19 protein-coding genes, 1 pseudogene and 1 riboswitch are annotated in these 18,883 nt (G+C 71.0%); of the genes and pseudogenes, 13 read left to right on the top strand and 7 right to left on the bottom strand.

What is annotated here, in order from left to right:
• The first annotated feature begins 163 nt into the window (after positions 1–163).
• From AMK11_RS31245 to AMK11_RS31200, 10 genes are all read left to right on the top strand, one after another.
• Positions 164–772: a CDP-alcohol phosphatidyltransferase family protein gene (locus AMK11_RS31245; RefSeq protein ID WP_073731463.1), complete on the top strand. Its 609-nt coding sequence runs from the start codon at positions 164–166 to the stop codon at positions 770–772.
• 115 nt (positions 773–887) lie between these two features.
• Positions 888–3,383 (top strand): mannose-1-phosphate guanyltransferase, encoded by a 2,496-nt coding sequence (locus AMK11_RS39030; RefSeq protein ID WP_073731462.1) that lies wholly within the window; start codon positions 888–890, stop codon positions 3,381–3,383.
• Positions 3,384–3,551: 168 nt separating this feature from the next.
• Positions 3,552–4,388 (top strand): DUF881 domain-containing protein, encoded by an 837-nt coding sequence (locus AMK11_RS31235; RefSeq protein ID WP_073731461.1) that lies wholly within the window; start codon positions 3,552–3,554, stop codon positions 4,386–4,388.
• Positions 4,385–4,717: a small basic family protein gene (locus AMK11_RS31230; protein ID WP_003977440.1), complete on the top strand. Its 333-nt coding sequence runs from the start codon at positions 4,385–4,387 to the stop codon at positions 4,715–4,717. Before AMK11_RS31235 ends, AMK11_RS31230 begins: the two co-directional genes overlap by 4 nt.
• A gap of 5 nt (positions 4,718–4,722) precedes the next feature.
• Positions 4,723–5,574, top strand: a complete 852-nt coding sequence (locus AMK11_RS31225) for a DUF881 domain-containing protein (RefSeq protein ID WP_073731460.1) — start codon at positions 4,723–4,725, stop codon at positions 5,572–5,574.
• A 61-nt stretch (positions 5,575–5,635) separates the two neighbouring features.
• Positions 5,636–6,595 (top strand): FHA domain-containing protein, encoded by a 960-nt coding sequence (locus tag AMK11_RS31220; RefSeq protein ID WP_073731459.1) that lies wholly within the window; start codon positions 5,636–5,638, stop codon positions 6,593–6,595.
• Positions 6,596–6,637: 42 nt separating this feature from the next.
• Positions 6,638–7,375, top strand: coding sequence for a transcriptional regulator FtsR (ftsR, locus tag AMK11_RS31215; protein WP_073731458.1), 738 nt, complete (start codon positions 6,638–6,640; stop codon positions 7,373–7,375).
• A gap of 131 nt (positions 7,376–7,506) precedes the next feature.
• Positions 7,507–7,980, top strand: coding sequence for a bifunctional nuclease family protein (locus AMK11_RS31210; RefSeq protein ID WP_073731457.1), 474 nt, complete (start codon positions 7,507–7,509; stop codon positions 7,978–7,980).
• A 191-nt stretch (positions 7,981–8,171) separates the two neighbouring features.
• The gene (locus AMK11_RS31205; protein WP_198941500.1) at positions 8,172–8,855 is read left to right on the top strand and encodes a MerR family transcriptional regulator; all 684 of its coding nucleotides are present in this window, start codon (positions 8,172–8,174) and stop codon (positions 8,853–8,855) included.
• A gap of 54 nt (positions 8,856–8,909) precedes the next feature.
• On the top strand, positions 8,910–10,424 hold the full coding sequence (locus tag AMK11_RS31200) for a DNA polymerase IV (RefSeq protein ID WP_079187805.1): 1,515 nt from the start codon (positions 8,910–8,912) through the stop codon (positions 10,422–10,424).
• A 330-nt stretch (positions 10,425–10,754) separates the two neighbouring features.
• Here the strand turns inward: AMK11_RS31200 and AMK11_RS31195 are convergent, their stop codons facing one another.
• Positions 10,755–11,132 (bottom strand): PRC-barrel domain-containing protein, encoded by a 378-nt coding sequence (locus tag AMK11_RS31195; RefSeq protein WP_073731454.1) that lies wholly within the window; start codon positions 11,130–11,132, stop codon positions 10,755–10,757.
• A 148-nt stretch (positions 11,133–11,280) separates the two neighbouring features.
• Positions 11,281–11,376, top strand: a riboswitch (glycine riboswitch).
• Between the two features lie 177 nt (positions 11,377–11,553).
• Here AMK11_RS31195 and gcvP point away from each other — a divergent pair.
• A complete protein-coding gene (gcvP, locus tag AMK11_RS31190; RefSeq protein WP_073731453.1) occupies positions 11,554–14,439 on the top strand; it encodes an aminomethyl-transferring glycine dehydrogenase in 2,886 nt (961 codons plus the stop codon).
• Between the two features lie 64 nt (positions 14,440–14,503).
• Here gcvP and AMK11_RS31185 read toward each other — a convergent pair whose 3' ends face one another.
• The 5 genes from AMK11_RS31185 to AMK11_RS31165 form a co-directional block, all read right to left on the bottom strand.
• Positions 14,504–14,923: a TOBE domain-containing protein gene (locus tag AMK11_RS31185; RefSeq protein WP_073731452.1), complete on the bottom strand. Its 420-nt coding sequence runs from the start codon at positions 14,921–14,923 to the stop codon at positions 14,504–14,506.
• A gap of 27 nt (positions 14,924–14,950) precedes the next feature.
• Positions 14,951–16,045, bottom strand: a complete 1,095-nt coding sequence (locus AMK11_RS31180; protein ID WP_073731490.1) for an ABC transporter ATP-binding protein — start codon at positions 16,043–16,045, stop codon at positions 14,951–14,953.
• 41 nt (positions 16,046–16,086) lie between these two features.
• Positions 16,087–16,896, bottom strand: coding sequence for a molybdate ABC transporter permease subunit (modB, locus tag AMK11_RS31175; protein ID WP_073731451.1), 810 nt, complete (start codon positions 16,894–16,896; stop codon positions 16,087–16,089).
• A complete protein-coding gene (gene modA, locus AMK11_RS31170) occupies positions 16,893–17,717 on the bottom strand; it encodes a molybdate ABC transporter substrate-binding protein (protein WP_073731489.1) in 825 nt (274 codons plus the stop codon). The genes modB and modA overlap by 4 nt, the downstream gene beginning before the upstream one ends.
• Positions 17,718–17,875: 158 nt before the next feature.
• The gene (locus AMK11_RS31165; protein WP_073731450.1) at positions 17,876–18,271 is read right to left on the bottom strand and encodes a TOBE domain-containing protein; all 396 of its coding nucleotides are present in this window, start codon (positions 18,269–18,271) and stop codon (positions 17,876–17,878) included.
• A 133-nt stretch (positions 18,272–18,404) separates the two neighbouring features.
• Here AMK11_RS31165 and AMK11_RS39155 point away from each other — a divergent pair.
• A pseudogene (locus AMK11_RS39155) lies at positions 18,405–18,461 on the top strand (hypothetical protein); the annotation flags it as partial.
• A gap of 33 nt (positions 18,462–18,494) precedes the next feature.
• Positions 18,495–18,737: a hypothetical protein gene (locus AMK11_RS38820; RefSeq protein ID WP_241847113.1), complete on the top strand. Its 243-nt coding sequence runs from the start codon at positions 18,495–18,497 to the stop codon at positions 18,735–18,737.
• On the opposite strand, the gene AMK11_RS38815 is transcribed toward AMK11_RS38820, so the two are convergent.
• Complete coding sequence (locus AMK11_RS38815; RefSeq protein ID WP_241847112.1) at positions 18,724–18,876, bottom strand: hypothetical protein; 153 nt, start codon at positions 18,874–18,876, stop codon at positions 18,724–18,726. The genes AMK11_RS38820 and AMK11_RS38815 overlap by 14 nt on opposite strands.
• Positions 18,877–18,883 lie beyond the last annotated feature (7 nt).

Below are 18,883 nucleotides of genomic sequence, written 5' to 3'. Positions count from 1 at the left end.
GCGCCGATGGTACTGCAGGGGGGACCCTGTGGGAGAGTAGGACGCCGCCGAACTCCTCTTAGAGCTCCGGCTCTTGGGCACACAGCCCGAGAGCCGGAGCTTTTTTGCGTTGAGGTAAGGTCAGGGAGCATCATTGGCTCGTTTCACCCCAGGAGGCCCCCGCGTGGAGGTCCAGGAGACCCGCGTGCAGACCGACCGGGTCCTCACCATCCCGAACATCCTCAGCATGGCGCGTCTCGCCGGCGTACCCCTGTTCCTGTGGCTGATCCTCAGGCCCGAGTTCGGGGGCCCGCAGAGCGACGGCTGGGCGCTGTTGGTCCTGGCCCTGAGCGGGGTCAGTGACTATCTGGACGGGAAGCTCGCGCGGCGCTGGAACCAGATCAGCAGCCTCGGACGGCTCCTGGATCCCGCGGCCGACCGGCTCTACATCCTGTCGACCTTGGTGGGGCTCACCTGGCGGGAGATTCTTCCGCTGTGGTTGACCCTTGTACTGCTTGCCCGCGAAGCGGTTCTGCTCGTGATGGTCGGCATCCTCCGCCGGCACGGCTATCCGCCGCCGCAGGTGAACTTCCTGGGCAAGGCCGCCACCTTCAACCTCATGTACGCCTTCCCCCTGCTTCTGCTCAGTGACGGAAGCGGATGGATCGCGTCACTCGCTGCCGTTTTCGGATGGGCGTTCGCCGGATGGGGTACAACCCTGTACTGGTGGGCAGGTGTTCTCTACGTGGTGCAGGTCCGCCGCTTGGTCCGTGCGGACGCCACGGCCGATTGAACTCGTTCGCCGATTGTGCGGCACTGACGCCGGATGGCCCGCGCTGCAAAAGTGCGGGACCCTGGACGGGTGAAGTCGGTCAATCCGTCGTCTCTTAGAGGAGGACGCTTCCGACATGAAGGCCGTCGTGATGGCTGGAGGCGAGGGCACGCGCCTTCGGCCGATGACCTCGAGCATGCCCAAGCCGCTCCTGCCGGTGGCCAACCGGCCGATCATGGAGCACGTTCTGCGGCTGCTGAAAAGGCACGGGCTCAACGAGACCGTCGTCACCGTGCAGTTCCTGGCCTCCCTGGTCAAGAACTACTTCGGCGATGGCGAGGAGCTCGGAATGGAGCTCACCTATGCCAATGAGGAGAAGCCACTCGGTACCGCCGGAAGCGTCAAGAACGCCGAAGAGGCGTTGAAGGACGATGCCTTCCTCGTTATTTCCGGCGATGCCCTGACCGACTTCGACCTCACCGACCTGATCAATTTCCACAAGGAAAAGGGTGCGCTCGTCACCGTGTGTCTGACACGCGTGCCCAATCCGCTGGAATTCGGTATCACCATCGTCGACGACGAGGGCAAGGTCGAGCGGTTCCTGGAGAAGCCGACCTGGGGCCAGGTCTTCTCGGACACCGTGAACACCGGCATCTACGTCATGGAACCCGAGGTGTTCGACTACGTCGACCCCGACGTGCCCGTGGACTGGTCCGGTGACGTCTTCCCGCAGCTGATGAAGGAGGGCAAGCCCGTCTACGGCTACGTCGCCGAGGGCTACTGGGAGGACGTCGGCACGCACGAGAGCTATGTGAAGGCCCAGGCCGACGTCCTGGAGCGCAAGGTCGACGTCGACATCGACGGCTTCGAGATCTCGCCCGGAGTATGGGTGGCAGAAGGCGCGGAGGTGCATCCCGACGCCGTGCTCCGGGGACCCCTCTACGTCGGCGACTACGCCAAGGTGGAGGCCGGCGCCGAAATCCGGGAGCACACCGTCGTCGGCTCGAACGTCGTCGTCAAGAGCGGTGCCTTCCTGCACAAGGCGGTGGTGGCCGACAACGTGTACGTCGGCCCGCACAGCAATCTGCGGGGCTGCGTCGTCGGCAAGAACACCGACATCATGCGCGCCGCGCGGATCGAGGACGGCGCCGTCATCGGAGACGAGTGCCTGGTCGGTGAAGAATCGATCATCCAGGGCAACGTCCGCGTCTACCCGTTCAAGACCATCGAGGCCGGTGCCTTCGTCAACACGTCGGTCATCTGGGAGTCGCGGGGCCAGGCGCACCTCTTCGGGGCCCGCGGGGTCTCCGGCATCCTGAACGTGGAGATCACACCGGAGCTGGCCGTACGGCTGGCCGGCGCCTACGCGACGACCCTCAAGAAGGGTTCCACCGTCACCACGGCCCGCGACCACTCCCGTGGTGCGCGTGCGCTGAAGCGGGCGGTGATCTCCGCGCTCCAGGCCAGCGCCATCGACGTACGGGACCTGGAGAACGTACCGCTGCCCGTCGCGAGGCAGCAGACCGCGCGGGGCAGCGCCGGCGGCATCATGATCCGGACCACGCCCGGCGTGCCGGACTCCGTGGACATCATGTTCTTCGACGGACAGGGTGCCGACCTGTCGCAGGGCAGCCAGCGGAAGCTGGACAGGGTGTTCGCGCGGCAGGAGTACCGGCGGGCGTTCCCCGGCGAGATCGGTGACCTGCACTTCCCGTCCAGTGTCTTCGACTCGTACACGGGATCGCTGCTGCGCAACGTCGACATCACCGGGATCGCGGAGTCCGGGCTCAAGGTGGTCGTCGATGCCTCCAACGGCAGTGCGGGACTGGTCCTGCCGAGCCTTCTCGGCAAGCTGGGTGTCGACTCGCTGACCATCAACCCCGGCCTCGACGAGTCCAGGCCCACCGAGTCCGCCGACATGCGGCGCTCGGGGCTGGTGCGCCTCGGGGAGATCGTGGCCTCCTCGCGGGCGGCGTTCGGTGTGCGGTTCGATCCGGTCGGTGAGCGGCTCTCGCTCGTCGACGAGAAGGGCCGCATCATCGAGGACGACCGGGCGCTGCTGGTGCTGCTCGACCTGATCGCGGCCGAGCGGCGCAGCGGACGGGTGGCGCTGCCGGTGACGACCACCAGGATCGCCGAGCAGGTGGCCGCCTACCACGGCACCCAGGTCGAGTGGACGACTACGTCCCCCGACGACCTGACGCGGGTCGGGGGCGAGGACGGGACGATCTTCGGCGGCGATGGCAAGGGCGGCTTCATCGTCCCGGAGTTCAGCAGCGTCTACGACGGTACGGCCGCCTTCGTGCGGCTGATCGGGCTGGTGGCGCGGACCCAGCTCACCCTGAGCCAGATCGACGCGCGGATCCCGCGCGCCCACGTCCTCAAGCGCGATCTGGCGACCCCGTGGGCCGTCAAGGGCCTGGTGATGCGGCGGGTCGTCGAGGCGGCCGGAGACCGCTTCGTGGACACCACCGACGGCGTGCGCGTGGTGGAGACGGACGGGCGCTGGGTGATGGTGCTGCCCGACCCGGCGGAGGCCGTCACCCACCTGTGGGCGGAGGGTCCCGACGACGCCTCCGCGCAGGCGCTGCTCGACGAGTGGTCCGCCGTGGTCGACAGCGCGGGCCGCTAGAAACACACCGCACGCGTGCGTGCCGGACATGTGTCCCCAAGGGGGCCTGTCCGGCACGCCGGTGGGGCCGTTCGGAGGTAGCGGCCGGGGCGTGCGACGATGTGCGGCATGCCGCAGCAACCCCCCGTTCGGAGCACATCCACGCGGCCCGCGCGCCCGGACGCGTCCATGTCCTTGCTCACCAACGTCATGGACCACAGCCTCGACGACGGATACGCCGAGGCCGCCGCGCGGAAGAAGGCCGAGGGCGGTGGCGGTCTGCCCAAGACCCTCCGGGCCAAGCTCGGCCTGGCCGCCGGCCTGGTGCTGGCGGCGCTGGTCGTGACGGTCGGTGCCGCCCAGGCGAGAGTCGCCGCTCCCGCCCTCGCCAAGGAGCGCGAAGAACTCGTCGACCGCATCGAGAAGGAGACCTCGGCGGCCGACAAGCTCGAGGAGAGTATCGAGGAGCTGCGCGGCGACGTGAGCGCCCGGCAGCGTGAGGCGCTCGAGAAGAACGGCGACAGCGACCGCTCCGACCTGGTCGGCGTCCTGTCGGGCGCCGTCGCGGTTCACGGCCCCGGGGTGAAGCTCGTGGTCGACGACGCCAAGGACGCCGGCACCGGGGGCGACGGGCAGCCGCGCGGCGCTTCCGGATTCTCCGACACGGGCCGGGTGCGCGACCGGGACATGCAGCGCGTGGTGAACGGGCTGTGGGAGTCGGGAGCCGAGGCGATCTCCATCAACGGCCAGCGCCTGACGGCGCTGTCGGCGATCAGGGCCGCCGGTGACGCGATCCTGGTCGACAACAGGCCGCTGGTACCGCCGTACACGGTGCTCGCGGTGGGGGACGGCGAACGGCTCAGCAGCCGGTTCCAGGACAGCGCCGACGGGTTCTACCTGCACGCCCTGCAGGAGAACTACGGAATCCGGACCGCCATCTCCGTCGCGGACGACCTCCGGCTGCCGGCCGCGTCGAGTGTGATCGTACGTACAGCACAGCCGATAACCGAGAAGGGCACATCGTGATCGCCGTACTGGGCCTCGTCGTGGGAGTCGTGGCCGGCCTGTTGGTCCGGCCGGAGGTGCCGGCGGCCGTCGAGCCTTATCTGCCGATCGCCGTCGTGGCGGCGCTCGACGCCGTCTTCGGTGGTCTGCGGGCCATGCTCGACGGCATCTTCGACGACAAGGTCTTCGTGGTGTCGTTCCTGTCGAACGTGGTCGTCGCCGCGCTGATCGTGTTCCTCGGCGACAAGCTGGGCGTCGGGGCCCAGCTGTCCACCGGTGTCGTGGTGGTCCTCGGTATCCGCATCTTCTCCAACGCCGCGGCGATCCGCCGCCACGTCTTCCGGGCGTGAGGCCGATGAGCGACCAGGACGACCAGCGGGCGAGCGGCCTGCGCAAGGAACTGCCCGACGAGGTGCCGTCGAAGGCCCCGGCGGAGGCCCCGGCGGAGGCAGACGGGAGCCCGCAGGGGCCGCGACAGCCCGGACTGACCGGCAGGCAGCGGCTGGTCAAGGGTCTGTGGCCGCCGCGTCTCACGCGGGCCCAACTGATCGTGGCCCTCCTCCTGTTCGGCCTCGGATTCGGCCTCGCGGTCCAGGTGGCCTCGAACAGCGAGGGCGACGGCGCGCTGCGCGGCGCACGGCAGGAGGATCTGGTCCGCATCCTCGATGAACTGGACGACCGCAGTCAGCGTCTAGAAGACGAGAAGCAAGGTCTCGAGAAGCAGCGCGACGAGCTGGAGAACAGCTCCGACCAGGCGGAGGAGGCCCGTAAGCAGACGCTCGAAAGGGAGCGGCAACTCGGCGTCCTCGCGGGCACCGTGGCCGCGCAGGGGCCCGGTATCACGGTGACGATCGAGGACGCGAAGGGTGCGGTCGAGGCGGACATGCTGCTCGACGCGATTCAGGAGCTGCGCGCGGCGGGGGCGGAGGCGATACAGGTGAACGGTGTCCGGGTCGTCGCCGACACGTACCTCACGGACTCCGACAACTCCGTGAGCGTCGACGGGAACAAGATCAACGCGCCCTATCGTTTCCAGGTCATCGGCGAGCCGCAGGACCTCGAACCGGCTCTCAACATTCCTGGAGGCGTGGTGCAGACTCTGGAGAAGGAACAGGCCACCGTTACTGTTGAGCGGTCGAGCAAGATCGTCGTGGATGCCTTGCGAGCGGCGAAGCGGCCTGACTACGCTCGGTCGTCCTCCCAGTGAACCGGCGGTGCATGGGGGGCGTCCGGCCAGGGCATGAGGTTGCGGGGGGTCGGCGCACCGATTGGGTGGTGCGTGGTGGAAACTGTCTGGTGGAGACGGACGTTGTGAAGGTGTCCGGGTCGGCCAGTACGTTCAGTCAGGGTTCGTCCTGCCCCACGGGCGGGTCTGTTTCGGTCAAGGGGAATCGCCCGTGAAGTTGTTTGCGAAGTTGTTCGGCAAGAGTGCGCGAGAGGGCCGCGAGAACGCGACCGCTCGCCATCGGGCACAGCCTGACGCGGAGGGCGGGCGCCCGATGTTCCGGGACCAGGTGGCTGGTCCGGGCGGTGACATTTCCGGTGGTCAGGGCGCGTCGTCTGTTGACCCTGCACAGTCCGGCGGCATAGGTTTCGGCCAACCGTCAGGCTCAGGTACGGGTGGAGGGTTCACGTCCGGCCCGTACGCGTCGAACGCCCCGGCGGGGCAGCCGCGGCAGGAGGATCCGTCCATGTCGGCCCTGGTCTGTACGAGGTGCGGTAACCGCAACGCGGAGAACAGCCGCTTCTGCTCCAACTGCGGAGCGCCGCTGCGTCCGGGTGCCGTTCCCGAGCGTGCCTCCGAGACGACCTCCACGATCTCCATCTCGGGGCTGGAGGCGTACGACGCCGAGGCCACCGGCCAGACCGCGATGCCGTCGCTCTCGCCCGAGGCACAGGCCGCCGTGGACGCGCTGCCGCTCGGCTCCGCTCTCCTGGTCGTGCGCCGTGGCCCGAACTCGGGCAGCCGCTTCCTGCTGGACGGCGAGCTGACCACCGCCGGGCGTCACCCGCAGAGCGACATCTTCCTGGACGACGTGACGGTCTCGCGCCGGCACGTGGAGTTCCGCCGCGGCCATGACGGCTCGTTCACGGTCGCCGACGTCGGCAGCCTGAACGGCACGTACGTCAACCGCGAGCGCATCGACCAGGTCGCCCTGTCGAACGGTGACGAGGTGCAGATCGGCAAGTACCGGCTGGTCTTCTACGCGAGCCAGCGGGGCTACTGACCGCCCCCGGGCCACCGCCCGGGGAACCTCCAGGGAAGGTCCATGCTTCAAACACCGAGCGGTGGTGCCGGCAACGGCACCACCGCCACGGACAGTGGGCTGATGAGCATCGGCGCGGTGCTGAACGCACTGCGCGACGAATTCCCCGACATCACCATCTCCAAGATCCGTTTTCTGGAGTCGGAAGGGCTCGTCGAGCCGCGGCGGACCCCGGCCGGGTACCGCAAGTTCAGCGCGCACGACGTCGAGCGTCTCGGTCAGGTGCTGCGCATGCAGCGCGACCACTACCTGCCGCTGAAGGTGATCCGCGAGCACCTGGACGCCATGGAGCGCGGCGAGGCCGTACCGCTGCCGACGCTGGGCCGGCAGCGGGACGGTGAGCCGGCGCCGGAGCCCGCGGAGGGGCCCGCGGCGGTCCGGATCGGCCGGGAGGAACTGCTCGCCGCGGCCGGTATCGGCGAGCAGGAGCTGAACGAGTGGGAGTCGTACGGACTCGTCGCCCCGCTCTCCGACGGCGCCTACGACGCCGAGACGGTGACCGTGGCGTCGCTGGTGGTCCAGCTGGGCCGGTTCGGCATCGAGCCGCGCCACCTGCGGGTGATGAAGGCCGCCGCCGACCGCGAGGCCGGTCTTGTGGACCAGGTGGTGGCACCGCTGAAGCGGCACCGCAATCCGCAGACCAGGGCGCACGCCGAGGCGCGCACCAAGGAGCTGGCGGGGCTGGCGGTGAAACTGCACGCGGCGCTGGTACAGGCCGCCCTGGGCGTGCGGCTGCCCTGACCGGGCCCGACGGCCCGGCCGGTACGAGGCCCGGCCAGCAGCCCGGTCCTCGTCCTGGCCCGCGACCCGGATCGCCCACCCGATCCCGGCCCGACTACCCAAATGTCCCGGGTACGGCCTAGGGTTGCTGTGTGAACGAGCTCGATGTCGTAGGTGTCCGGGTCGAGATGCCCTCCAACCAACCGATCGTGCTGCTGCGCGAGGTGGGAGGCGAACGCTACCTCCCCATCTGGATCGGGCCGGGGGAGGCGACGGCGATCGCCTTCGCACAGCAGGGCATGGCTCCCGCACGCCCGCTGACCCACGACCTGTTCAAGGACGTGCTGGAAGCCGTGGGCCAGGAGCTCACGGAAGTGCGCATCACGGACCTGCGCGACTCCGTCTTCTACGCCGAGCTGGTCTTCGCGAGCGGTGTCGAGGTGAGTGCCCGGCCGTCCGACGCGATAGCGCTGGCGCTGCGCACCGGGACGCCGATCTACGGCAGCGACACGGTCCTCGACGACGCGGGCATCGCCATCCCGGACGAGCAGGAGGACGAGGTGGAGAAGTTCCGCGAGTTCCTCGACCAGATCTCGCCGGAGGACTTCGGAAGCAGCAATCAGTGAGCTGCGCGGGTGAGGTGCCCCGAGGCGGCGCGCGGTCCTCTCCGGGCACATTCGGCTAGCCTTTCCCCGCGCTCGGGCACGGGAAACCACTCGTAGGGTGATTATCACTCGGCGTGGCGAGTGTGGCGATCGTTGACGCACCCTTGGTGACTGCCTACCGTCGAGGAGGCAGGTCAAGGACGGAGGTCGGCGTGAGAATCAGCGGCGACGGTACGGCCGGGGGTGGCTCCGGGCACGGCCTCGGGGCAAGCGGTCCGTACCCTCCCCCGGGCTCCCGGCTCCGTGCTGGCGGGGCCTACCCGCAGCACGGTGGCGTGGCCGACCCGGCCCCGCAGCGACCGGCTGCGGTGCCGAGCAGCGGAGGGGCGACGTCCATGGCGTCCGAGCAGATCGGCTACCGCGGGCCGACGGCCTGTGCGGCCGCCGGCATCACCTACCGACAGCTCGACTACTGGGCCCGCACCGGCCTCGTCGAGCCCAGCGTGAGACCGGCGCACGGCTCCGGGACGCAGCGCCTGTACAGCTTCCGCGACGTGGTCGTACTGAAGATCGTCAAGCGCTTCCTGGACACCGGTGTCTCCCTGCAGAACATCCGCACCGCTGTCCAGCACCTCAGGGAGCGCGGCTTCCGTGACCTGGAGCGGATGACGCTGATGAGCGACGGCGCCACGGTCCACGAGTGCACCTCGCCCGACGAGGTGCACGCCCTGCTCCAGGGTGGCCAGGGCGTCTTCGGCATCGCCGTCGGCGTGGTCTGGCGGGACGTGGAGAGCGCGCTCTCCCAGTTGCACGGCGAGCGGATCGACACGGGCGAGACCCTGGTCGGGCACAATCCCGCCGACGAGCTGGCGCGGCGGCGCAACCGGGCCGTCTGAGCACTGCCGCACGCCGACGGGGCATTGTCAGTGGTGTGAGGCACCATCGGACATGTGAGAGCCGCGCCCACGATCCTGCATCTCGACATGGATGCCTTCTTCGCCTCGGTGGAGCAGGCGTCCAAACCGAGTCTGCGCGGGAAGGCCGTGGTCGTGGGAGGCCTGGGCCCGCGCGGAGTGGTGGCCACCGCGTCGTACGAGGCGCGGGTCTTCGGCGTCCACTCGGCGATGCCCATGGGGCAGGCCAGGCGCCTGGCCCCCAATGCCGCGTACCTCGTCCCGCGCTTCGAGCTGTACCGGTCGATCAGCGAGCAGGTGATGCGGCTCCTGCGGGCGCTGTCGCCGCTGGTGGAGCCGCTGAGCCTGGACGAGGCGTTCGTGGACCTGGAGGCCGGCGGCGCGGCCTGGGACGCGGACTCCGCGCGGCTGGCGGGGGCGAGGCTCCGTGCGGACATCCGCACCGTCACCGGTCTCACGGGGTCGGTGGGGCTGGCCGCCTCCAAGATGCTCGCCAAGATCGCCTCGGAGGAGGCCAAGCCCGACGGGCTGGTGCTGATCCCGCCGGGTACGGAGCGGGCCATGCTGGAGCCGATGTCCGTGCGGACGCTGCCCGGCGTGGGACCGGCCACCGGCGACCACCTGCGGCGGGCCGGCATCACCACGGTCGGCGAGCTCGCCGAGGCGGGCGAGGACGAGCTCGTACGGCTGCTGGGCAAGGCGCACGGGCACGCCCTGTACGCGATGGCCCTGGCGCGTGACGAGCGGCCCGTGGTGGCCGAGCGGGAGACCAAGTCGGTGTCGGTCGAGGACACCTACGACGTCGACATCCACGACCGGACACGGGTCGGCATGGAGGTGCGGCGGCTGGCGGACCGGTGTGTGCGCAGGCTGCGCGGCTCCGGACTGTCCGGCCGGACCATCGTCCTCAAGGTGCGCAGGTACGACTTCTCCACGCTGACCCGCTCGGAGACCCTGCGCGGGCCGACGGACGACCCCGCGGTGGTGCGGGAGGCGGCGGCCCGGCTGCTGGACCTGGTGGACACCACGGGCGGCGTACGGCTGCTCGGGGTCGGCGTCAGCGGCCTCGCCGACTACACCCAGGAGGACCTCTTCGCCCAGGCGGCGGGAGACCGGGCCGAAGAGCTCGCCGAGGAGCCCGAGGCCGAGCCCGCCGAGGAGCACCGCCCGGCACCCGGCGAGCGCCGGTGGCCGGCGGGGCACGACGTGCGGCACACGGAGTACGGGCACGGCTGGGTGCAGGGCAGCGGTCTGGGGCGGGTCACGGTGCGGTTCGAGACGCCGTACTCGGGGACCGGCCGGGTGCGGACCTTCCCGGTGGACGACCCGGATCTGGCACCGGCGGACCCGCTGCCGCTGGTCCCGCCGGCCGGACGAAGACCCGGGACCGCCGCGTCGGGGCCCACGGAAGCCGGTGTGGAGACCGGCCCGGGTTGGGACGCGGGGACTGGCGCGAGTTGCGACGCGGAGGCCTGTCCGGATGCCGGCGCGGGGTCCGGTCCGAGCATGATGCGGGCCCCTGTCCGGGCGACGACGTGGAGACTGCCCTGAGGTACGACGCGGAGACTGCCCGGGGTTGGATGCGGTGGTCTGTCCGGGTGTCGGCGTCGGGTCCGGTCTGAGTGCTGATGTGGGGACCTGCCCGGGTCGGCAGGTGGAGACTGCCCCGGGTTCCGGTGCGGAAGCGTGTCCGGGTTCGGGTGGGGGTGACGGCTCCGAGCCCTGATGTGGGGGCCTGTCCGGGGGCTGACGTGGGGGCTTTCCCGGAGTTCGGCGCGGCGGCCTGTCCCGGGTCTGGCACCGGGGCCGGGCCGGTGGGCTCCGTGCGGCTGGCCTCCGGCTGAGGGCAGGTGCCGCGGGGCGGTGGGGCGGAAGAGGCCGTCAGGCGTCCTCTTTGTCCTGGCCAGCCAGCTTGCCGAAGTCATGGTCGGGCGGCGGGGGAGGGGCGGCGACGTCGAGGCCGTAGTGGTGGTAGAGCTGCAGTTCCTGCTCCGGAGAGAGGTGGCGGCCGACGCCGAAGTCGGGCGCTTCCTTGATCAGAGCCCGGTCGAAGGGCACGCGCAGGGTGCCGTCCACCAGTTCGCTCGGCTCCAGGGGCACGAAGGCGTCCCTGCTGAACAGTCCGGTGCGTATGGCCGCCCACTCCGGAACGCCGGTGGCATCGTCGAGGTAGACCTCGTCGACGGTGCCGATCCGGGTGCCATTGCGGTCGAACGCCTTGCGGCCGATCAGGTTGCGCGGGTCTATCTCGGTACGCACGGGCCCTCCACATGGTCGTACTGGGGTCGTGCACCAGCCGACCCGCCAGCCGCCGAAATCATCCGTAGTACTACGAAAGAGCACATAGAGGCGGTCGGCCACTCGAAGGTCCGTGCGGCGGCCTCGCTGGTACGCTGACAGCGGCTGCTGACCCCGTGCGGGAGAGTCCTCCGGACATCACCGGAGGCGCCGAAGGAGCAAATCCTCCCCGGAATCTCTCAGGCTCACGTACCGCACGGACGAGGTCACTCTGGAAAGCAGAGCGGGTGTCGACGGCTTCCGCTCTCACCGACGGTGAAAGCCGGGAGGGTCCTCGGGCCCGCCCGGTGAAGCTCTCAGGTCGAGATGACAGAGGGGGAGGCCGTCCGGGTACCCGCGCCGTGGTGCCCCTCGAAGGTCGTCAGACCAGGAGGCCTCCGCAATGACCGCCCATCGCACCCCGCTCACCGAACTCGAACAGGCACTGCCGTTCGAGCAGCGCCACATCGGCCCCGACCACGAGGCCCGGGCCAAGATGCTCGCGCAGGTCGGTTACGGTTCGCTCGACGAGCTGACGGCCGCCGCGGTGCCGGATGTGATCAAGAACGCCGACGCGCTGGACCTGCCCGGCGCCCGCGCCGAGGCCGAGGTGCTGGCCGAGCTGCGCTCGCTGGCCGACCGCAACCAGGTCCTCGACTCCATGATCGGCCTCGGCTACTACGGCACCTTCACCCCGCCGGTGATCCTGCGCAACGTCATGGAGAACCCCGCCTGGTACACCGCGTACACGCCGTACCAGCCGGAGATCTCCCAGGGCCGCCTGGAGGCCCTGCTGAACTTCCAGACGATGGTCGCCGAGCTCACCGGTCTGCCCACCTCCGGCGCCTCGCTGCTGGACGAGGGCACCGCCGCCGCCGAGGCGATGGCCCTGTCCCGGCGCATGGGCAAGAACAAGAAGGGTCTGTTCCTGGTCGACGCGGACGCGCTGCCGCAGACCATCGCCGTGATACAGACCCGTGCGGAACCGACCGGCGTCGAGGTCGTCGTCGCCGACCTGAGCGAGGGCATCCCCGCCGAGGTCGCCGAGCGCGAGATCAACGGCGTCCTGATCCAGTACCCGGGCGCCTCCGGTGCCGTACGCGACATCAAGCCGGTGATCGACCGGGCGCACGAGCTCGGTGCCCTCGTCACCGTCGCCGCCGACCTGCTCGCCCTCACGCTGCTCACCTCGCCCGGCGAGCTGGGCGCGGACATCGCCATCGGTACGACGCAGCGCTTCGGTGTGCCGATGGGCTTCGGCGGGCCGCACGCCGGCTACATGGCCGTGCACGAGAAGTTCGCCCGCAGCCTGCCCGGCCGCCTGGTCGGCGTCTCCGTGGACGCGGACGGCAACAAGGCCTACCGCCTCGCCCTGCAGACCCGCGAGCAGCACATCCGCCGCGAGAAGGCCACCAGCAACATCTGCACCGCGCAGGTGCTGCTCGCCGTCATGGCCGGCATGTACGCCGTCTATCACGGTCCCGAGGGGCTGCGGGCCATCGCGCGCCGCACCCACCGGTACGCCTCGATCACCGCTGCGGGCCTCGCGGCCGGTGGCGTCGAGGTCGTACACGGCGCCTACTTCGACACGGTCACCGTGCGGGTGCCCGGCCGGGCCGACGCGATCGTCCACGCCGCCCGCGAGAACGGCATCAACCTGCGGCTCGTCGACGCCGACCACCTGTCGTTCGCCTGCGACGAGACCACCACGCGCGCCCAGGTCGGCGGCGTGTGGAACGCCTTCGGCGTCGAGGGCGACATCGAGGCGCTGGACGCGGCCACCGAGGAGACGCTGCCCGAGGCGCTGCTGCGCACCGACGACTTCCTCACCCACCCGGTCTTCCACCAGCACCGCTCCGAGACGGCGATGCTGCGCTACCTGCGCCGCCTCGCCGACCGCGACTACGCGCTGGACCGCGGCATGATCCCGCTGGGCTCCTGCACGATGAAGCTCAACGCGACCACCGAGATGGAGCCGGTCACCTGGTCCGAGTTCGGCGCGCTGCACCCCTTCGCGCCCGCCGAGCAGGCGCAGGGCTACCTGACGCTCATCCGTGAGCTGGAGGAGCGGCTCGCCGAGGTCACCGGGTACGACAAGGTCTCGCTCCAGCCGAACGCCGGGTCGCAGGGCGAGTTCGCCGGCCTGCTCGCCGTACGCGGCTACCACCGGGCCAACGGCGACGACCAGCGCACCGTCTGCCTCATCCCGTCCTCCGCGCACGGCACCAACGCCGCCAGCGCCGTGATGGCCGGCATGAAGGTCGTCGTCGTCAAGACCGCCGAGGACGGCGAGATCGACGTCGAGGACCTGCGCGCCAAGATCGAGAAGCACCGCGACGAGCTGGCCGTGCTGATGATCACCTACCCGTCCACGCACGGCGTGTTCGAGGAGCACGTCGCCGACATCTGCGCGCAGGTGCACGACGCGGGCGGCCAGGTGTACGTGGACGGCGCCAACCTCAACGCCCTGGTCGGCCTCGCCAAGCCGGGCCACTTCGGCGGTGACGTCTCGCACCTGAACCTGCACAAGACGTTCTGCATCCCGCACGGCGGCGGCGGTCCCGGCGTCGGCCCGGTGGCCGTACGGTCGCACCTGGCGCCGTACCTGCCCAACCACCCGCTGCAGCCCGCGGCCGGCCCGCAGACGGGCGTCGGCCCGATCTCGGCGGCGCCGTGGGGCTCGGCCGGCATCCTGCCGATCTCCTGGTCGTACGTCCGGCTGATGGGCGGCGAGGGCCTCAAGCGGGCCACGCAGGTGGCCGTGCTCTCCGCCAACTACATCGCCAAGCGCCTGGAGCCGCACTTCCCGGTGCTGTACACCGGCCCGGGCGGGCTGGTCGCGCACGAGTGCATCATCGACCTGCGCCCGCTGACCAAGACGACGGGCGTGAGCGTCGACGACGTCGCCAAGCGGCTGATCGACTACGGATTCCACGCGCCGACGATGTCGTTCCCGGTGGCCGGCACGCTGATGATCGAGCCGACCGAGTCCGAGGACCTGGCCGAGCTGGACCGTTTCTGCGAGGCGATGATCGCCATCCGCGCGGAGATCGAGAAGGTCGGCTCCGGCGCCTGGTCCGCGGAGGACAACCCGCTGCGGGGCGCGCCGCACACCGCGGGCGCGCTGGGCGGCGACTGGGACCACGCGTACACGCGCGAGGAGGCCGTCTTCCCGGTCGGCGTGTCCGCGTCCGACAAGTACTGGCCGCCGGTGCGCCGCGTCGACCAGGCCTTCGGTGACCGCAACCTCGTCTGCTCCTGCCCGCCGCTGGACGCGTACGAGGACTGAGCCCGGGGCGAAGGCCCCGTCCGGCCCCCGCTGGGGACCGGGCGGGGCCTTCGTCGTCGTGTGGTCACACCGTCGCCAGGGACACCTCCGTCGACTTGACCAGTGCGACGACGGGCGTGCCGACGGTGAGGCCGAGGTCTTCGGCGGCCTCACTGGTGATCGCGGCGGTCAGTTCGGCGCCTTCGACGGCGACGCGCACGGAGGCCATCGCCGGCCCGGTGGTGACGGCGGTGACCGTGCCCGGGAGCCGGTTGCGGATGGACAGGCCCTCCACGCGGCCGGTGGCCAGGGAGACCTCCGTCGACTTCACGAGGACGCGCACGGCGGACCCGGCGGTCGGCGCGAGATCGTCGGCGGCGTCCCGGGTGATCGCCGCGGTGATGTCCTGGCCGCCCGAGAGGCGGACCCTGACCGTCGCCATGGCCTCGCCCGGGGTGACGGCGGTGACGGTGCCGGGGAGCTGGTTGCGGATGCTCAGGCTCATGGAGGGCACCGTAGCCCGGCGCGGGCGCTATGCCGGGTATGCGTGCGTCTGCGTCGCCTTGACCGTGGCCCACACCGGCGCTCCTGGGTGGAGGCCGAGTTCGGCGGCGGCGACCGTGGTGAGGTCGGCGGCGAGCGGCAGTTCGCCGGTCAGGTCCGCGCGGATCTGGTCGCCGTGCGTCTCCAGGCCGGCGACCTCGCAGTGCCACAGGTTTCGGGCGCTGGAGCCGCCGGGTCGTTCTCCGTAGAGGGTCACGGCGCTCGGCGGGAAGGCCACGAAGACCGGGCCGGTCAGGTCCTCGGTGGTGGTGATGGCCGGACCGGTGTCCAGCCGGACCGTGTGGCCGTCGGCCTGCCCGCGGTAGAGGTTCAGGCCGACCAGTCGCGCGATGTAGTCCGTGCGCGGCCGGCGGGCGATGTCGGCGGGGCCGCCCTCCTGGACGACCCGGCCGTGCTCGACGACGACCAGCCGGTCGGCCAGCACCATGGCGTCCAGCGGGTCGTGGGTGACCAGCACGGCCACGGCCTCGAACTCGGCCAGGTGGCGGCGGAGCTGGGCCCGCACCTCCAGCCGCGTACGGGCGTCCAGTGCCGCCAGGGGTTCGTCCAGGAGGAGCAGCCGGGGGTTGGTGGCCAGGGCGCGGGCGAGGGCGACGCGCTGGGCCTGGCCGCCGGAGAGGCGGCGCGGCTTGGCGCCCGCGTGGTCGGCCAGGCCCATCCGGTCCAGCCAGGCGGCGGCCTGTGCCCGGGCCCGCGCCTTGCCCGCACCCCGGCAGCGCGGCCCGAACGCGACGTTGTCGAGCGCGGTCAGGTGCGGGAAGAGCAGGTAGTCCTGGAAGACCACGCCGACCGGCCGGGACTCGGGCGGCGTACGGTCCAGCGCGTTGCCGTCGAGGCGCAGGTGGCCGTCGGTGAGCGGGGCCAGGCCGGCGAGGGCGCGCAGCGCGGTGGTCTTGCCGGCGCCGTTGGGGCCGAGCAGCGCGACGACGTCACCGGGTGCGGCGGTCAGCGTGACGTCCAGGCGGAAGGTGCCGCGGTCCACCACGAGCCGGGCGTCGAGTCCGCCGCCGGTGGCGTGGCCGTCGGTGGGCTCGGCGGTGGCCGGTTCCCCGGTGTCGGTCATGTCGTCTCCGTCCGGCCTGCCGGACGCCCTCGCCCGGTCCGTCATGCCGCCCTCATCCAGCGGTCCCGCAGACCGGCCAGTACGGCGATCGAGACGGCCAGCAGCACCAGGCTGAGGGCGATCGCCGCCGCGGGGTCGTTCTGCAGGGCCAGGTAGACCGCGAGCGGCATGGTCTGGGTCCGGCCCGGGAAGTTGCCCGCGAAGGTGATCGTCGCCCCGAACTCGCCCAGCGCCCGCGCCCACGCCAGGACGGCGCCCGCCGCGACGCCCGGCGCGATCAGCGGCAGCGTGACCCGGCGGAACGCGGTGAAGCGGGACGCGCCCAGGGTCGTGGCCGCCTCCTCGAAGCGCGGGTCGGCGGCGCGCAGGGTGCCCTCCACGCTGATGACGAGGAACGGCATGGCCACGAAGGTCTCCGCCAGGATCACGCCCGTCGTCGTGAAGGGCAGCGTGATCCCGAACCAGGCGTCGAGCCACTGCCCGATGACGCCGTTGCGGCCGAACGCCAGCAGGAGCGCCACGCCGCCCACCACCGGAGGAAGCACCAGCGGCAGCGTCACCAGCGCCCGCACGAAGCCGCGGCCTGGAAACTCCGTGCGGGCCAGCAGCCAGGCCAGGGGCACGCCGACGACCAGGCTCAGCAGGGTCGCCGACGTGGCGCACAGCAGCGACAGCCGCAGCGCCTGCCACACCTGAGGGCTGGCCAGCTGCTCGGGCAGGGCACTCCACGGAGCCCGCACCAGCAGGGCGATCAGCGGCAGCAGCAGGAACGCCAGGCCGACCAGGGCGGGCACCAGCAGCGGGATCGGCACCGTACGGGCGCCGGCCTTCCGGGTGTTGGACTTCCTCATGGCGTGCGGAACCCGGCGTCCGTCAGCACTCGCTGCCCCTGACCGGACTTCACCAGCTCGACGAAGGCCTTGGCCGCGCCCGCGTTGGGGGCGCCCTCGAGGACAGCGATCGGGTAGTCGTTGACAGCCTCGGCCGCCTCGGGGAAGTCCACGCCCGTCACCTTGTCACCGGCCGCCTTCACATCGGTGCGGTAGACGACGGCCGCGTCGGCCTCCTTGAGCTCGACCTTCGTCAGGGCCGCCTTGACGTCCTGTTCGTAGGAGGCCGGGGTGAGTTCGAGGCCGCCGGTCTCCAGCGCCTTCCGCGTCGCGGCGCCGCATGGCACGGCCTTGTCGCACAGCACGACCTTGAGGCCGGAGGCGGTGAGGTCCTTCAGCGTGGAGATCCCCTCCGGGTTGCCCGGCAGGGTGGCGATCTCCAGCTGGTTGCGGACGAAGGTGGACGGCTCGCCGGCCGTCGCCCCGGCGTCGGTGACGGTGGCCATCGTCTTCGGGCTGGCGGAGGCGAAGACGTCCGCCGGGGCGCCACTGGTGATGCCCGCGGCGAGGGAGTCGCTGCCGCCGAAGTTGAAGGTGACCTCGGTGCCGGGGTGCTGCTGCTCGAACTTCTCGCCGAGCGTCGTGAAGCTCTCCTTGAGCGAGGCGGCGGCGAAGACGGTGACCTGGCCGGAGATGTCGGCGGAGGAACCGGCCGAGTCCGCGTCCTGCTCCGAGCCGGTGGACGGCGAGCAGGCGCTGAAGGCCAGCAGTACGGCTGCTCCCGCACCGCTCGCCCGCAGGCTCCGGCGGATGCGGCGGGTCCTGCGCCCCGAACGGGTCATCACGGCCACTCCCTCTGTGTCCTCCTGCTGTGTCCTCCTGTTGCGCCGATCATACTTCCGCATCTGCGAGGGAAAAGTCTCCTGTCACATCGCATGAGCAAGCTGGATGCCGTCAACGGCTGGCATGTGCGTTCGTACGGAGTGTCGGGTGGGAGTGGTCAGGCCCTGTCGATATGTACGTTCGTCGACTTCACGCGGGCGGTGGCCTCCATGCCGACCTCGAGTCCGAGCTCCTCCACCGCCTCACGGGTCAGGAGGGAGACCAGCCGATGGGGGCCGGCCTGGATCTCGACCTGGGCGGCGACGTCGCCGAGCTTGATCGCCGTCACGATGCCGGGGAAGGCGTTGCGGACCGAGGTGTACGGGGTCTCCTCGTCGGCACCGCCGGCGCGGGCGAGTTCGACCGAGAACGCGGCCAGGTCGCGCCCGTCGACGAGCCGCCGCCCGGCGTCGTCCCGGTGGGTGGTGATCCGGCCGGCGTCGGCCCAGCGGCGGGCGGTGTCCGGGCTGACGCCGAGCAGCCGCGCCGCCTGGCCGATGGTGTAGGACTGCATGCCGGTCACGATAGGGCGCGGCGTGGGAACGGTTGCCGGAGGGTTGGCCGTTGGGTGTAACGCGATATAGCGTGGTTCTCGGTGGGGCGGTGGAGTATGAGAGCGCAGCCCTCACGAATCGGCGACACGCGCGCTGAGCGCCACCACGGCCGATGGCCGGCTGACCGCCGACGAGCTCGATGAGCGCGTCGGGGCGGCGCTCGGCGCCCGCACACTGGGCGAGTTGGCCGTCCTGACCGCTGACCTCCCCGTGGAGTCGGCCGCGGAGCCGATGCCCGTGGCCAAGGACGTCGTCCGCATCGAGCAGGAAGGCGCGTCCACCCGGCGCGGCGACGACTGGGTGGTGCCGCGGCGGATGGAGATCAGGTCGGCCTGGGGCGAGGTGACGCTGGACCTCACCCGGGCCGTGATCACCCACGACACGTGGTGGACACCGACGGGCTGCGGGCCGGCTACGCCGCGGTGAAGGTGGCGAGGGCCGTCGACGCCGGGGTGCCCGTGGTGCTTCGGGTGGAGATCACCGGCGAGATCAGCTGGGGGCAGGTCGTGGTGCGTGCGCCGCGCCGGCGGTCCGGAAGGAAGGTGTAGGCCGAAGGTGACGTCACTCCGAAG

Source organism: Streptomyces sp. CB02414, assembly GCF_001905385.1.
Lineage (GTDB): Bacteria > Actinomycetota > Actinomycetes > Streptomycetales > Streptomycetaceae > Streptomyces.
The sequence above is the reverse complement of the archived record's forward strand: the minus strand, read 5'-3'. Positions and strand labels throughout refer to the sequence as shown.